The sequence below is a fragment of the Methanothrix soehngenii GP6 genome, assembly GCF_000204415.1.
In the GTDB taxonomy this organism is placed as follows: Archaea; Halobacteriota; Methanosarcinia; order Methanotrichales; family Methanotrichaceae; genus Methanothrix; species Methanothrix soehngenii.
Genome location: NC_015416.1, coordinates 2,958,181 through 2,974,785 on the forward strand (window position 1 = coordinate 2,958,181; position 16,605 = coordinate 2,974,785).

Consider the following 16,605-nt stretch of genomic DNA (forward strand, 5'->3'; position numbering starts at 1 on the left):
GGTTTGTAAATGAAAGAGATATCTGCTATCGTAATGCTAACGATAGCTATGCTCTGCGCCTCTGCTATGGCGGAGAGTATGTCGGTTAATCAGACTGGAATAAGTGGGAACATATCGGAACGCAATCCCTTCCAGGATGTCGTTCAGGGATATGACCACGCCCTGCAGCTGGACCCCGGAAATGCCAGTGCCTGGTTGGGCAAGGCCCAGGTATCTCAAATTCTGGGAAATCAGATTGAATCTCGGGAATATTTCCAGAAGGCTCTCGATGCGACCAATGGGACCTTGAAGGATGATTCTCAGGATGCGAAAGCCTGGCAGGCAATGGGTGTAGCTCTGGCCGGCCTTGCCAGAAATGAGGAGGCAATAGGTGCCCTGGAAAGGTCAATAGAGATTTCAGACCAGAGGCTGGAGGAGAATCCGGAAGATATAGATTCGTTGTGGCAAAAAGCTGTAAGCTACGAGGCTCTGTACATGGATTATGCTGCCATCAAGGCATATGAAAAAGTCATAGAGCTGAACTCCAGCAAATCGGTGGGTGCCTGGATCAGGATAGCCGACATACTCTTCGCAAAAGCTAACGGCTATAACGAATCGGTGGAAGCCTTCAATGAAGCAATTAGACTGATGCCTGACAATGCCAGCTGGGCAGGGGGTGTTGTCTCAGATCAAGGGAACTCTATTCTACGTACGGACGTCTGGCGGGATGATGATAAGATCCTCAGAGTAACCATCGGCAGCTATAACAAGTCTACAAAGAAATTTGATTTCATCCAGCAGATTGTTTCAAGGCCGGCTTCCACCTGGTTGTTCAGAGACAACAGTATTGGCTTTTTACAGACAAGAGCCGAATTTGCAGCTTTAGCTGCCAATAGAATGCAGGAAAAAACTGATGGCTGGTATAAAACGAGTCAGGAACTTTTCAAGAAGGCATCATATGAAGAATCTGTCGAAGCCCTCAACAGGGCCATTGAGCTTGATCCCCAAAATGCTACGCTCTGGGACGCTAAAGCCTCAAGCCTCGGCATTGCAGCCTCCTTTGACGGCAACCGCAGCCAGTACAACGAATCACTCAAGGCGCAGGACAAAGCCATTGAACTGGATCCAGGAAACTCCACATTGCATATTCACAAAGGCTTTTTCATCGCCAACCTGGCCGATTTGAGCGGGCACAAGAATGAGAGCCTGTACGAAGAAGCCATCAAGGAGTTTGATAAGGCCCTTGAGCTTGACCCGATGAATGAGGAAGCTTGGACCTACAAGGCATCAGTTCTCGATACTAGGCTGAACAAATCTGCGGAGGCCCTGCTCGCTTACGATAAAGCTATCGATCTTGATGGCGAAAATGCAATTGACAATGAATCGCTGAGCAATGCCTGGAGCGGCAAGGGAACGGCCCTGGCAAAACTGGGAAGGTATAACGAGTCCTTTGAAGCCTTTGACAAAGCCATAGAGCTGAACCTGCAAGCCTCCGCCTTTGTCTGGCTCGCAAAGGGCGATGCCCTCAACCAGTCGGGAAGATATGAAGAGGCCGCTTTTGCATACGATAAAGTCGTTGAACAGAATCCCGACTCCTCGCAGGCGCTGATAGCTCACGCTTACGGCAGCAAGGGAGATGCGCTAAGCGCCTGGGGAAAATACGATGAGGCGGTCATTGCCTACGATAATGCCATCGAGAACTACCCGTCGGAGCCTATGGGTGCACAGACCTGGCACAAAAAGGGCATTGCTCTCCAGGCGCTGGGCCGCACATCAGACGCAGATGCCGCCTTCGCAAAGGCAAAGGAGCTGGGATACGAAAAGTGATTCCTTAATAATTTTTATTGCATCGAAAATGGGTGATTGAATTGAACAAACGTCGAGTGGGGAAAAGACACAAATGCAGAGGGCTGTGGGCTGTTGCTCTGGGCATGCTGGCTGTCGCAGGACTATGTGCTTGTGTCACTGCACAGGAAAATACCACAGACTATTGGATGGACAAGGCTGAAGGGCTGACGCACAACGGCTCCTTCGAAGAGGCCATCTCAGCATTGGACGAGGCTCTGAATATAGAGCCTGAAAATGAGACCGTCCTGATCCGCAAGGCTTGGTATCTAAGCGTAGTTGGCATGGCGAATGAGTCGGCCAAGGAATACGAGAGGGCTCTCTCCTTTCTGGATGAGGACTTGAAGAAGAATGCGAGCGATGCCGAGGCCTGGGAAAAAAAGGCCAGTGCCTTGAACAGTCTGAACAGGAACGAAGAATCCATCAAGGCATATGAGAAGGCACTGGAAGTCTTCGACCAGAGAATAGAGAGGAACCAGTTGGATGCAGACGCCTGGATGGGCAGGGCCAATGTTCTCCTGAACCTAGGTCGATGGGATGAGGCCCATGAGGCCTACGATGAAGTCACTGAACTCAAGCCGCAGGATTACAATGTCTGGTGGAGAAAGGCTGAGGTTATAAGCGGCATAGGGGACATCAATGAGTCGGTTGAAGCATACGATCGAGCCATCGGCCTGATACCTGCCAACGATACAGATGAGCTTGCCCTGGCTTATGCCTCCAAGAGCGAGAACCTGGCCTCTGTGGACAGATGGGAAGATGCCCTGGAGGCGGTCAATAAGTCTTTGGAGCTAAATCCCAGGAGCAGCACTTGGTGGCATTTCAAGGCATTTATTTTAACAGAGCTTGATCGAAAGGAAGAAGCTCTGGCAGCCTTCAATGAGGCCATCGGGCAGAATCCGGAGGATATCGGCAACTGGCAGTGGAAGGCCAGCCTTCTCGTCGAGATGAAGAGGTACAACGAGTCCTTGGAGGCCTATGATAAAGCAATCGAGCTGGCAGCAGAGAACAACACCGAAGAGCTGGCACAGACCTGGTTCTCCAAAGCATCAGCCTTGAACAAGACAGGCAGGAATGAGGAGGCAACAGATGCCTTCCAGAGGTCCCTGAAGCTTTATGATGAAGCGATAGCAGAGAACCCGGGCGATGTCAGCCTCCTGGAGGCGAAAGGCCGAGTGCTCTTCAATCTGGAAAGGTACGATGAGGCCATAGCCATCTATGACCATATCCTTGAAACCACTCCGAGCGTCGAGCCAAGATTAACTCACATAACCACATGGATTGCCAGGGGAGATGCTCTCAGAGCTTTGGGCAGGAATGAGGAGGCTCTGGAGGAGTACAACAAGGCCATAGATATGAGCCCCAATTTCAGCACAGCCTGGCACGGGCTGGGAGAGGCGCAGAGGGCGCTGGGCCAAACCCACAACGCGAGCATGTCGCTTCTAGTGGCACAGAAGCTGGGGTATGAGGAATGACCATAGCATTTTTGTAAAGTTAATGGGGGTTTGTGAATGAAAGCAAGATTTGCCATCGCGTTGTTAACGGTAGCCATGCTCTGCGCCTGTGCCCTAGCGCAGGAGGACAGCGCAGAGGACTGGTTTGACATGGGCAGGAATGAGGAGGCAATAAGCGCCTTCGACGAGGGCCTGAAGACGGACCCGCAGAATGCCTCTGCCTGGCATCATAGGGGAATGGCCCTGGCGGGCATGGGCCACGGAGCGGAGGCTAACCAGTCAATTCAGAAGGCCATGGAGCTCATAGACCAGAGGCTCCAGGAGAACCCTGAAGACCAGGAGGCCTTATGGCTGAGGGCAGAGGAGATGGATCTCTTTGGGAAGAGCGAGGAAGCACTGGAGGCCTACGGTCGGGTGGCAGAGTTGAACTCATCCCACGCTCTGGAAGCCTGGATAAGGGAGTCAGATATCCTGGCGGCTCAGGGCAGGTACAACCAATCGGTAGAGTCCTTCAGCAGGGCAATGGCTCTGGTTCCCGCTAACAAATCCGAGTCGCAGTTAGGATTCCAGCGGCGGAGCGAGAACACCTTTATATTCACAAAAGCCTGGCTCATTAACGGCCAGATCCACAGGGTCTCTATCGGATTGTACAATATCTCCTCAAAGTCCTTCGATGAGATAGAGCAGATCAACTCCGATTATATTGCAGCCTTGCAGCTAAAAGGCAAGGCGGTTGATCCAGGCAGACATGGAGGCTCACTCATGGGGTCAAGCCTTAATTGGGAAATGTACACCTTCAACCAGCCAAAAGCGCAGCCTCAGGCCTGGCCTCCCTGCCTGACCATAACCAAAATCAATCCCAAGGAAGACGATTTCATCGATATCGCCGACAACCTGAAGGAGGCCGTCAGTCTCCAGAACTGGAGCCTGGAGATTCAGGGATCAAAAGTATCGCTGCCGGAATATTCCCTTCTGCCAGGGAAAGCCGTCAGGGTTCACCTGAGAAGCGGCCAGGAGAATGAGACAGACCTATTCCTGGACAGCAATCTGGGGCTGAATGACACTGTCGGAAGCGTCTCCCTGAGAGACGGCTCAGGAGCGAAAGTAGCCTCATTGGACTACTGGACCAAGCTGGATGGTTCGATCGCTCACCAGGTCACTCACTACTCAGGCACAGCTGAAAACGATCTTGAGTATCCAGGGACTGGTTATCAGGGGAAGATGGTGCAGAAGGCAGCGGGTGTTGGTCCTTTTATCGCCGAGAGGACGGAGATCGGGCCGGAGTTAGCTCATAATCATAGTAACAAAGATGAGCTGCAGGAGAACACTGCTGACGACTGGTATAAAAAAGGAACTGAGCTTTTTGAAAACGACTCTTTGGAGGAGTCGGTATTGGCCATGGAGAGGGTCATACAGCTGGATCCCGAGAACTCCAGTGCCTGGCTAAGCATCGCCATAACCTTGGGAATAATGGGCAATGGTAGCGAGTCATCAAAGGCCTATGAGAAGGCTCTGAATCTCATTGACAATGATCTGAAGAAGAACCCTCAGGATGCCAGAGCATGGGAGGCCAAAAGTGATGCCTTGATCGGCCTGGGAAGACAAGAGGAATCGCTCGATGCCATTGAGAAGGCCCTGGAGATTCTCAACCTGAGCACAGAGAGGAATCCGAAAGATGGAGAAGCCTGGTGGTCCAAGGCCAACGTACTTTATGGGATTGGTAGAAGTGACGAGGCTCTGCAGGCTTACGAGAAGGTCATAGAGCTGAACCATACGCCGAGGCTGGCAGATGCCCTGTTAATTAAGGGATATGACTTCGCTATCAAAGGCAATTACGATGAGTTCAAGGAAACCTTCAACCAGGCTATTGGGCTGATACCTGCTAGCGATACTGCAAAGCTTGCTCGAACATGGAATAGCGCAGGCTTTGCCCTCGCGGAATTAGGCAAGGAAGAGGAGGCATTCGAAGCATTTGAAAAGTATGCTCAATTAAGCCCCGGAGACAGGCACAGTTGGCGCATGAAAGGCGATATGGCCTCCGAGCTAGGCAGATACAACGTATCCATTGAGGCTTACGATCAGGCCCTTCGGATAGATCCCAAATGGGCTGAAGTCTGGTACAAAAAAGGAAATGCTTTGGCTAAAATGGATAACCATAATGATGCCTTGAAGGCGTTTGAGAAGGCTGTGGAGATCTCTGATGAGGTTATCCAGAAAGATGCAGGCAATGCCAGCGGCATTTGTATCATAAAAGGCTATGCCCTCATCAAACTAAACAGGTACGATGAGGCCATAGAAGCCTTAGACAGGGCACTGGAGATCGCTCCATCTTCTGTTCCAGTATTCCCTGCTGAGGCCTGGAATGGCAAAGGCGATATTCTGCTAGCGTTAGGGAAGAACGAGGACGCTCTAGAGGCTTACAACAAATCCATCGAGTTCAATCCGGCATTTGGCCGTGCTTGGCATGGCAAGGGATTGGCACAGAGCGCCCTCGGCCAGTTCTCTGAAGCCGACCTATCTTTTCGTGTGGCCAGGAAGTTAGGGTATCAGGAATAATCCGGGCTATTTTTTTGAAAAACATGATTGCCGCTCAAACATGAGCAATAAAAACAGGAGATGTGGGTGAAAAAATGAAACGAAAAAAGACATTAGACGCCAAGAAGCCATCGATGATAGTAGTAGGAGTAAGATTTGCTCTCGCTATGATTTCGCTGGCCATACTCTGCATCGGCGCTGTAGCGGAAGACGAGAAGAGCGCAAATTACTGGTATGAAAAGAGCCTGGATCTTTACAACAACGGATCTCTCGAAGAATCACTTCAGGCGGTCGATAAGGCCATAGAGCTCGATCCCGAGAACGCCACCCTCTGGGCTTACAAAGCCTCCGGCCTGAACTTAGCCGGGGTGATCACTCAGAACCAGAGCAGATTCGATGAGTCCCTCCAGGTTTACGACAGGGCCATCGAGCTTGATCCAGAGAACACTACCTACCTGTTGTGGAAGGGTTTTGCCTTGCGACAGGCTGTCAACGGGCTGCGCGGCCAGGAGCGCATTCAGATCTTTGAAGAGGCAATAGAGACCTTCGACAGAGCTTTGGAGATTGATCCTAAATTTGCAGAGGCCTGGGCAGGCAAGGGAGTGATCTGCGACGATCTGGCCACGTTCAACAACGACTCCGCCAGGTACAACGATTCTTTAGCTGCATATGATAAGGCCATCGAGCTTGCACCCACCAACGATAGCAGAAACCTGGCTCAGGCTTACGAAGGAAAGGCTGTCGCTCTCTCCCATATGGGCCAGGATCTGGCAGCCAGAGGCCAGATTGAGGAATCCAGGGCTGTGCTGAAGGAGGCCGTAAAGAACTACGACAAGGTCATCGACCTGGATCCGGATTTCGTGGGCCAGGAGGCCCAGCAGAATCGAGCGGGAGTACTGAAAGAGCTGGGGAGACGCGATGAAGCCGCTGCAGGATACGAGAAGGCAATAGAGCAACTGAACAGAAGCATCGAAGTGAATCTCAATAACTCTGGTGCCTGGGTTAACAAAGCAATTCTGTTCCAGGAGCAGGGCAGGTATGAGGAGGCAATTACAGCTCTAAACAATGCCACGAAAATAACTCCGGAGTATGTGATGGCCTGGGAGATGATGGGCGAGATTCTGTCCAATGATCTGGGCAGATATGATGAGTCCATAGAGGCCTACGACCGCGCCCTGCAGCTGGACCCATCCGATGCCCGAGCCTGGACCAGCAAGGGCCATGCTCTCAGGAGCTTAGGCAGGAACCGAGAGGCTGTTTTAGCTTACGACCGGGCCCTAAAGATCGATCCCAATCGTGCAACGGCCTGGTCGGGTAAAGGTGCAGCCTTAAGAGACCAGGGCAGATATAACGAATCTGTTCAGGCCTACGATGAGGTCCTCCGTGCTGTTGAACGGGACCCGACATACAGATACTCCTCTGCCGCTTTGGCAGTTGCGGATGCGTGGCTTGGGAAGTCCAAGGCCGAGTCTCTGATGGGCCCAGATAAAGCTGAAGAGGCGGCCATAGCCTACAACGAATCTCTTCAGGCTTACGAGAAGGCCATTCAGATCGATCCGGAGTCGGCCAGGGCCTGGATTGGTAGGGGCAATGCCCTGCTGAGCCTGGAAAAATATAGCGACTCCAAGGAGGCTTACGAGAGAGCAGTCGAGGTTTTGAATGGCAGCCTTGAAGAAGATCCCGAAGATGCTGAAGCCTGGTGGCTGAAGGCCGAAAGCCTGGACAACCTTGGCAGGAGCAATGAAGCGCTACAAGCTTACGATAGGGTCATCGAGCTGAATTCCTCGAAGGCAATTGGTGCCTGGATAAGGAAATCAGACATCTTCGTTTCCTTGGGCAGATATAACGAGTCAGTGGAAGCCTTTGACAGCGCTCTCAATCTGCTGCCAACCAAAGATAAGCAGAGCATCATGGGCCTGTGGTGGGCAAAAGGTACGGACATCTACCATAATGCCTGGATTGCAGACGGTCAGATTGTCAGGACCACCTCAGCATGGCGCAACCAGTCCACAGGAGCCATCGAGAATATCATGATGGTCAACTCGGACTTCACCGCAGCCTGGCAGAGGCCGACCAGTGGCAAAGGCTTCTCGCCCGAGGAAAAGCCTCTGGGCAGGCATGATGAGGCGCTGCAGGCCTTGAGCACAAACTGGGCGGATTATGGCTTCCCCAATTCTAAAGAGACTGCACAGGTGAAAATTGCAGATGATTGGGTTCAAACTGGCAGGGCTCTATTCAGAAGCCAATCCTTTGAAGGAGCAGCTGAGGCTTATGAAAAGGCCATTGGGGCTGCGGGCTCGAATAAAATTCTGCTGGCAGAAGCCTGGAAGGGCAAAGGAGAGGCATTCCTTGTGCTGTCGGGCAGTGAAAAAAGCCCTGGAAAGAGGGAAGAGGCCAATGAAAGCCTCGAAAAAGCCTTGGACTACTTCGATCAGGTACTGGAGATCTATCCAGAGAATGCTGGAGCCTGGCTCAACAAAAGCTTTATTCTCAGGTGGATGGGCAGGACCGGCGAGGCGCTCGATGCCGTAGACAGGGCAGTTGAGCTGAATCCCGAGAATATCGATTTTCACTGGCAGAGGGCGGAGCTTCTCTCTATGCTTGGTAGGTACAACGAGTCCGACCAGGCTTTTGATGAAACCATTGAGATGATCCCAGCCAATTCAAGCCGAAAATTAGCAGAGGTCTGGACCTTTAAGGGCTTTAACTTCATGGGGCAGAACAATAACGAAGAGGCATTGAAGGCATTTGAGAAGGTCACAGAGCTTGATCCCCAAGAGCCGACAGGTTGGCTTTACAAGGGAGAAGTCTTGAAGGCGCTGGGCCGACGGGCCGAGGCGGACGAGGCCTATGCCAGGGCTGGGGAGCTAGATAACCATCTCCGCAGCCTGCTAACCGCGGAGGAGGAAGCGAACGAGGCTTCCACCAGGGTTGTGGATCTGGGGTACAACGTCCAGAAGGAGAGCGACGCTAAGCCTTCTTCAACCCCTAAAATGCTGGCCATCACCAGGATTATGGCCACAGGCGAGGACGAGTTCGTGGTAGTAGCCAATAGCCGAGCAGCTGCCCAAAGCCTCAACGGCTGGACTCTTGATGTCAGTGACGGTAGGAACGGCAGCAGCAACCAGTCCGTAACTCTGCCTGATCTCACCCTTGGCCCTAACGAGAGGATCAATATCCATCTTGGTAGGGGCGAGAGCAACGAGACGGATGTCTTCTTGAACAGCGCCATCACCCTTAACGATACTGCGGGAAACATCATCCTGAAAGATGAAACCGGAATGATTGTGGCTTCTTTTGGGTACAGAGTCGAGTCCGATGGCTCTATCACAGGCATAATGACTGCAGAGGGCGAGTTTGGCTATCCGCCGTCGGGCCAAAACGAGGTGAAGATGGTGGTGAGAGAAACCGGAAGCGGCCCTTATGTCACCGAGAGGACTGAGTACGAACCTGAGGCAGCTAACTACAGCTGGATCAGAAACACTTCCCTGGAGAGGAGCGGAAAGGAGATGCTTTGATGGAGCCACTGAGTCAAGAATCAGCGGCAAGAGTCGTTTTTCTGCCGCTATCCTTGATGCTACTGTCATTGGTGATGATAACAGGCCTCTCAAGCCTATCCCTGGCAGAGGATCCTGCAATTGCCGCCCAGCCTCCGAACCTGGAGGGCATCTGGACGATTAACCTGGGCAGCGAGCAGGTCACCATGATGATCCGCCAGCATGAAAGCCGTTTGATAGGAGCCTGCACTGGAAGCGACTCTGGACCCTGGAATGCGGTGGTAATGGGCTCGCTTGCCGGAAATGAGGTTGAACTCCAGACTCGATCTATTCGCAGCGGCAGCGGGCTCATTGTGGAGACGGCGATATTTGGAGACGCAGACGGCGAGACCATTCGAGGCAGCTTCCTGCGAGGAGATAGCCAGGGGAAGGTCTCCAGCGGAGAAGCTACAGGGTTCAAGATCAATCCGGATACATCACAATACAGACCTGCAGCCACAATTCTTGCAGACGCAATTGCGCCCTCGAGTCTGAATACGGAGACGATAGACGAATCCAGGGAAAAAGCCGAGGACCAACAAGCTTCCGGGGCGGACAAGAGCCGGTTTGTGGATGTCAAGTCCCAAACGGACAGGGTCTTTTACCTGGGATGGGCCTGGACTCCTGGAGAGGCCAGCGATAAGGCGGCTGTGAAAAATCAGATCTGAACGTCGTCTGAAATTTTTTTTGTTGCATCGAAAAGAGGTGAATGAATTGAACAAATGTCGAGTGGGGAAGAGACATAAAAACAGCAGGCTGTGGGCCGTTGCCCTGGGCCTGCTGGCACTGGCAGCATTATGCGTTTCTGCTGCAGCACAGGAGAATACAGCAAAATACTGGATAGCAAAAGGAGACGACCTGTTTTTTAATAAAAGCAACCCTCTAGAGGCCCTGGAATCGTATGAAAAAGCCATCCAGATAAATCCTGACAATATGACCGCATGGAATGGAAAATCTATGGTTCTCGACACTTTAAGCGTACAGACTTATAGTAAAATTCTCAATTTGAGTGAGACAAAATTAGCCAAAAATCCCCAAGATATCGAGGCTTTGCAGACTAGTGCGATGGCATTGGCAAGTTTGGGGAATCGAGAAGAATCCAACCAGTTCCTAAAGAAAGCCATAGATGTCTACGACCAAGAAATAAAAGATAATCCAAAGAATGCCACTGCTTGGTTTCTCAAGGCGGGGCTGATTTCCATCTTAAATGGGAGTGAGGAGGCTATCAGCGCCTATGATAAAGTGATCGAATTGAACGGTTCAAAGATGATTGATGCCTTGATCACCAAGGGCAATATTCTTCTGAACCTTGGCAGGTACAATGAGTCCATTGATACCATCGATAAAGCCATTCAGTTAGATCCAGAGAATCCCAGCGTATGGTATGAGAAAGCTACCTATTACAATGTCCTTGGGAAGTACAATGAGTCTCTGGATGCTTATGAGATGATTACTAAGCTGGAACCTGAAAAAGCGAGTGCTTGGTTGTTCAAAGGCAATGTTCTCAAGGCTTTAGGTCGTCAGACTGATGCAGATGCTGCCTATGCCAAGGCTAAGGAGTTGGGGCATCAGGAATGACCCCCAGCACTTTTTATGTGGGTGAGTTCGGGCAGAGAATACGGTCTCTGTTCCTCTGTGACTCTGTGGTTGGGTCAGAGCATAGCGGTTCACCACAGAAGCACAGAGACATAGAGTTTTTCCGATTCAAGTTCAACCATACATAATCGCGAGGAGCCATAAAAAGAGGTCTATAAATGAAAGTAATATTGTCTACCGTCATGTTGGCGCTGGCCATGATATGCACCTGTACCCAGGCGCAGGAAAATACCACAGATTACTGGATGGACAGAGCCAACGTGCTCATCCATAAAGACCTGGAAGAGGAAGCCGTTTTTGCTTACGATGAAGTCTTGAAGCTCGATCCAAAGAATGAGACTGCATTGCTTCGCAAGGCATCAACGCTATATACTCTGGGAAAAGAGGACGAAGGTCAAAGGACTTATGAGAGAGCACTTCTGCTAATGGAAGAAGACCTGAAGAACACTTCACAGAATGCTAAAGCCTGGCAGAATAAGGCCATAGCTTTGAGCGGCCTGGGCAGGAAAGACGAGGCCAAAGAGGCAAATGAAGAGGCTCTGGCCATCTTCAACCATAGCCTTGATAAGGATCCGGAAAACGTCAGCCTCTGGAAGGGCAAAGCGGATGTACTGGCTTTCCTGGGCAGATGGGAAGAAGCCCTGCAGGCTTACAGCAAAGTTACAGAGATCGATCCTGAAGATTACGGTGCCTGGGGAAGAAAGGGCGAATTTCTTGGTATGATCGGAAGGTACAACGAATCCCTGCTGGCCTTGGATAAAGCTATTGAGACCATACCGGCAGATAATGATGAAGACCTTCAAGCCTGGAGCTTTGCCAAAGTCGCAGTGCTCCACAGTTCAAACCAGATTGGAGAAGCTCTCAGCCTTCTTGATAACCTCACGGATCTCTATCCACAGAACAAAAAGGCCTGGAGCCTTATGGGATATGATATGGCAAAGCTTGGCAGATACAATGAATCATTAGAAGCCTATGAAGAAGTCCTTAAGCTGGACCCAAAGGACGCTCAAGCCTGGAGCACCAAAGCTCGACAGCTTGTCGAGATGAAAAGATATGACGAGGCTCAAGAGGCGTTCGATAAAGCCATTGAGCTGATGCCGGGCGATGATCTCAAAGAGCTTGAACAGATCGTGCAGATCTGGCTTGACAAAGGAGATGCTCTAAACGAGACCGGCAATGGGGATGATGCTGGAAAAGCCTTCCAAAAGGCACTGGAAGTCTCCGATGAAGCATTGTTGAACGATTCGGAACAGACGAGCTCCATGCTGTTAAAAGGCAACGCACTCTTCAATCTTGGCAGATACGATGAAGCTAGAGAGGCCTATGACCAGGCCATCAAGACAGCATCGCCAAACTCTTTCCATGTGCCAAGTGCCTGGATTGGCGAAGGCAAAGCTCTTTTGGCATTGGGCAGGAATGAAGAGGCTCTGGAAGCCTTCAGACAGGCCTTAGAGATAAATCCAACGCTAGTCGAGGCCTGGAAGGGCAAAGGAGATTCCCAGAAGGCTTTGGGAAGGGCCAGAGATGCAAGCCTGTCATTTCACGTGGCAGAGAAGCTGGGGTAATGAGGGGTGAACTCATTGAGGAAGATTCAGTCTTCCTCCTTTTATCTCGGATCCTTTTGGACAATATATCCTGATCTGATGAGAATCTGAATCGCGTCCGCAATAGTCATCTCAGGCGATGAGGAAGGTCTGCCAGGCTTTTCTCGTTTGGATTTGTTCGTAATCTCATCCTCGAACATCTCTTGATTGACTATCAAGTGATGGAGGATGCAGATAACCTTTCCAGCTAATGCGACGACAGCGACTTTGGCTCCGTAACTGCTCTTGATCCTGAAATAGAACTGCTTTCAGCTTTGAATCGGCTTTTGTCCTTGATATAGCATATGCGACCTTGAAATACCCTAATTTCAGCAGGAGTAATTGATGCGGAAGTCAATCCGATTCCAGGAATCGACATAGGCGATTGTGATATGTTCGCATGTACAGCATCCTGGATTTTTCCCTGATTGTCATTGAGCTTCTTTGAATGGATGTTGTCCAGAATATCCTCGATGCTCAATCCATTCAGTATGCCTCTGATTATGTAAATTCCTGATTTGCCGAAAATTAGCTTAAAAACCAGGTCCCCATCGTCTCTCCCTCAGGTCATTGAGGGGCGTGGATGGAAGTGCGGCAAGGAAGCTCAGAGATACCTTGGTGATCGATCAAAATTTATGAAAATTGTAAATTCTGTCTGCAGTGGAAGGATGAATAGGTCTTAATTTATCAATTGGACCTTTAATTGAAGCCTGATTTAGTCCAGATTTTACATCGCGATATTTGAGGATTCTATATGGAAATGTAAAAACTTCCAAAGTGTTCCGATTTTCTAATGTTGCTATCAGCCCTTGCCTAAATGCAGTTAATCTTAATCTGTGATATATATGGCCTTTTAGGCAGAACTCTGGCGTAATATTGGCAAGATTTATATTTGTTGAACATAACAACGTCAAATGCCGTATGTGGAAACGGCAGAGTAGGGTAGGATATGTGGAGAATGATCGGATTCGGTTACCTTATACAACATTACCTGAAAAGGAGGTTATTTTATTGAAGAAAAGATCAGTGAACATTAGGCAAATCAATAATAGGCAGCTAAAAATATTAGGGGCCAAATTCACTATTGGCTTGATAGCGATGGTTTTATTATGCATCTTTGCCTTGGCACAAGAGAACACTACGGAATATTGGTGTCAGAAAGGCCAAGAGTTGCAGGTAAATGGATCTTATGAGGAGGCTATTCAAGCGTACAATATGGCTATTCAAATAAATCCAGAAAATGCCGACGCATGGCTTGGTAAAGCCGGCATTTCCAGTCGCATTGATAAGCATGATGAGGCCAAAAGAGAGTATGAAATTGCTTTGGAAATCTTAAACAAACGTTTGGAGGAAAATTCTCAGAATGCCAGCGCTTGGATCAATAAGGGTGTGGCCCTCTCCTGCCTAGGGAGGGATATTGAAGCCTTTGAAGCTCGTGGGAAAGCACTGGAAATCTATAACCAGGCTCTTCAAAAGAATCCTAATGATGGCAATACATGGGAAAATAAAGCGCTTGTTCTCGTTGGGATGGGTAGGTGGGAAGATGCTGTTGAAGCCTATGACAAGGTTATTGAGTTTAGTCCCTCAAAGGCTGCATATGCCTGGATAGACAAAGCCATATGCTACTCTGAGGGTCTAAGCATGACCAATGAATCAATAGCGGCCTGGATCACGGCTGCTCAGCTTATACCCACTAGCGATATTAAGAATCAATCTACAATATGGAGCGGCATAGGCAAATCCCTTAGTACTGCAAGTAGGTATGAGGAGGCTATCAAGGCCTATGACAAGGCCATAGAGCTGAATTCAAAAGATGTAAGTAGCTGGCCAAATTGGTCTGGCAAAGCCTACGCGCTCTATGCGCTCGGTAGATATAATGAATCCATTAATGCCTTCGACATAGCCCTTGAAATGATGCCTGAGTTTCCCGATATCTGGGACTGGAAGGGCAATGCGTTGTTTCAGATAGGTAGATACGAGGAAGCCATCAAGGCCTATGACAAGGCTATAGCACTGAATCCAAAAGATGGAAGTGCCTGGAATGGCAAAGGTATGGTCCTTTATAATATGGGCAGATACGAGGAGGCCATTGAGGATTATGACAGGGCCATCAAATTTGCACCATTCAATGTAACTCCTTTAGCGGATTTGTATGCCAAGAATCTCTCCGCCACAGCATGGACAGGCAAAGGGAATGCCCTCAAAGCATTGGGTCGCCAGTCCGAAATGGAGGCAGCTTATTCAAAGGCCAAGGAGCTGGGGTATGCTGGCTAATACTACGGCCCAAAATTTATTTTTGAAGGACACCCTACTTGCTAATGGGTGACTCTGTTTGGTATATTAATCCCTTTGCAAAGGCATATGATTCCAATTTAGGGATTGGCTGACCTACTATCGGCTTTAGATGATGTTCAACCTACGTTCCGCACTTTTGGCTCTTGGTTTCTGAATTTCTCCTCTTATTATCAGAAACATTTTTAAATAAATATCCACTATGCTCTTCCGCAGGGATGTAGTGTGGATGCAGGCATCCAATCGTACAATATAGGTCATCTTGGAATCGTGGCTGGAATTTTGACGACTTGAAAATTGCTGAAGTGATAGATAGGGCCCTGCCAAAACAGGGTTCCAAGAACCTGCCTCATTCGATAACAACTAAAGCTATGATTCTCAACAGCTTAGGATTCACTCACCAAAGGTTATACCTGTTTCCCAACTTCTTCATGACGATTCCAACAGAAAAGCTGCTTGGAGAAGGCGTCACCTCCCTCTGCTCTCAACGACGATGTAGTTGGCAGGACACTTGATACGATTTATGAATACGGCGTGACTGAACTGAACTATTCAATGAGATCACTTTGCAGATCATGAAGACTCATCCTTTAGGAACACAGCTGATCCATGTTGATACGACGAACTTCAGCGTTCATGGCAAGTACGAAAATGATGCGCCGGATAGTACGGATTCGATAAGGATCACCTTTGGTCATGCCAAAGATGGCAGAACGGATCTGAAGCGTTTCGTTCTCGGTTTAGTAACAAACCAGTTTGGGTTACCATTTTTTACCGAGGCGTTCTCAGGAAACGAATCAGATAAGAAAAGCCTAATCAAGATGATCCAAAAAACACAGCAAGCGATCAATTTAGACGACAATAGATACTGGATCGTGGATAGCGCTTTGTATACAGAGGACAACATCAAACTTTTGGGAACAGATATGCAATGGATCACTCGTGCGCCGGAGACATTGGATGACATCGAACGGCTTCTTGATGCAGAACTGGATTTTACCCAAGGCACGGATCCTCGATATGCTTTCCATGTTTCTGATCTGAATTATGGCGGCGTTCCTCAGCGTGCTGTTGTTGTATGGTCTGAAGAAAAGCAAAAGAGGGACGAACAGACCTTCGAAGGAAGATCCAAAAGGAGACGATACTGGCTGAAAAGACCTCACGAAGCACATGGGCATAAAGTTCGCATGTGTCCCTGATGCTGAAAAAGAGGTAACAATCTGGACATCTACACATTTTCATCACCTGATCAAGAACCTAAATGTATTGTCGGTAGCTGAAAAGGTTGAGAAGCGACGGGGCAGGCCAAAAAAGGATGAGCCCCGTTAAGGTCCGCTTCAAAATTGAGGCTCAGATCGATCTGAACGAGCGAGGCTCTAAACGATGAACGCAAGAAGCTGGGAAGATTTGTATTTATCAGCAACGATACCGATCTTGATCCTGAGACCATGCTCAGATATTATAAAGGGCAGCAGACCGTTGAGCGCGGTTTTCGTTTCCTGAAGGATAAGTGCTTTCATGTTTCTGAAGTTTATCTGAAGAAGGAGGGAAGGATAGAAGCGCTATGCATGATCATGGCCCTCAGCCTTCTGATTTACTCTTTTGCAGAGTAGCGGCTCAGGGAGAGGCTCAAGGAATCGGGACTGACAGTTCCCAATCAACTCAATAAGCCCACGCAGCGGCCAACTATGCGCTGGGTGTCAACGCCGGGATAAAACTGTCCAATTATGGCGGAATAAAACTGTCCAGTTCTACTTAAGTCTTCTGCCCAGCCATATCTCAACG

Annotated in this window: 8 protein-coding genes and 1 pseudogene; all 9 read left to right on the forward strand. The window is 49.4% G+C overall.

Going from position 1 to position 16,605, the window contains the following annotated elements:
• Window positions 1-9: 9 nt before the first annotated feature.
• Window positions 10-1,806 (forward strand): tetratricopeptide repeat protein, encoded by a 1,797-nt coding sequence (locus tag MCON_RS14710; RefSeq protein WP_013720726.1) that lies wholly within the window; start codon window positions 10-12, stop codon window positions 1,804-1,806.
• Window positions 1,807-1,838: 32 nt separating this feature from the next.
• Window positions 1,839-3,299, forward strand: coding sequence for a tetratricopeptide repeat protein (locus MCON_RS14715; RefSeq protein ID WP_394296214.1), 1,461 nt, complete (start codon window positions 1,839-1,841; stop codon window positions 3,297-3,299).
• A gap of 36 nt (window positions 3,300-3,335) precedes the next feature.
• Window positions 3,336-5,834, forward strand: a complete 2,499-nt coding sequence (locus tag MCON_RS15420) for a DUF3856 domain-containing protein (RefSeq protein WP_083804749.1) — start codon at window positions 3,336-3,338, stop codon at window positions 5,832-5,834.
• Window positions 5,835-5,908: 74 nt separating this feature from the next.
• Window positions 5,909-9,331, forward strand: a complete 3,423-nt coding sequence (locus MCON_RS14725) for a tetratricopeptide repeat protein (RefSeq protein WP_013720729.1) — start codon at window positions 5,909-5,911, stop codon at window positions 9,329-9,331.
• A gap of 56 nt (window positions 9,332-9,387) precedes the next feature.
• The gene (locus MCON_RS14730; RefSeq protein ID WP_162145032.1) at window positions 9,388-10,017 is read left to right on the forward strand and encodes a hypothetical protein; all 630 of its coding nucleotides are present in this window, start codon (window positions 9,388-9,390) and stop codon (window positions 10,015-10,017) included.
• A 22-nt stretch (window positions 10,018-10,039) separates the two neighbouring features.
• Window positions 10,040-10,927: a tetratricopeptide repeat protein gene (locus MCON_RS14735; protein WP_048132661.1), complete on the forward strand. Its 888-nt coding sequence runs from the start codon at window positions 10,040-10,042 to the stop codon at window positions 10,925-10,927.
• Between the two features lie 176 nt (window positions 10,928-11,103).
• Complete coding sequence (locus tag MCON_RS14740; protein ID WP_013720732.1) at window positions 11,104-12,510, forward strand: tetratricopeptide repeat protein; 1,407 nt, start codon at window positions 11,104-11,106, stop codon at window positions 12,508-12,510.
• Window positions 12,511-13,539: 1,029 nt separating this feature from the next.
• Entirely contained in the window at window positions 13,540-14,802 is a 1,263-nt protein-coding gene (locus MCON_RS14745) for a tetratricopeptide repeat protein (protein WP_013720734.1), read from the forward strand.
• A gap of 243 nt (window positions 14,803-15,045) precedes the next feature.
• Window positions 15,046-16,520 (forward strand): annotated as a pseudogene (locus tag MCON_RS17240) (IS1634 family transposase); the annotation flags it as partial.
• Between the last annotated feature and the right edge of the window lie 85 nt (window positions 16,521-16,605).

Excerpts from the sequence above, each read along its gene's own strand:
- MCON_RS14710 (WP_013720726.1), top strand. The coding sequence starts at position 10 with ATGAAAGAGATATCTGCTATCGTAATGCTAACGATAGCTATGCTCTGC.
- MCON_RS14725 (WP_013720729.1), top strand. The coding sequence starts at position 5,909 with ATGAAACGAAAAAAGACATTAGACGCCAAGAAGCCATCGATGATAGTA.
- MCON_RS15420 (WP_083804749.1), top strand. The coding sequence starts at position 3,336 with ATGAAAGCAAGATTTGCCATCGCGTTGTTAACGGTAGCCATGCTCTGC.
- MCON_RS14730 (WP_162145032.1), top strand. The coding sequence starts at position 9,388 with ATGCTACTGTCATTGGTGATGATAACAGGCCTCTCAAGCCTATCCCTG.
- MCON_RS14740 (WP_013720732.1), top strand. The coding sequence starts at position 11,104 with ATGAAAGTAATATTGTCTACCGTCATGTTGGCGCTGGCCATGATATGC.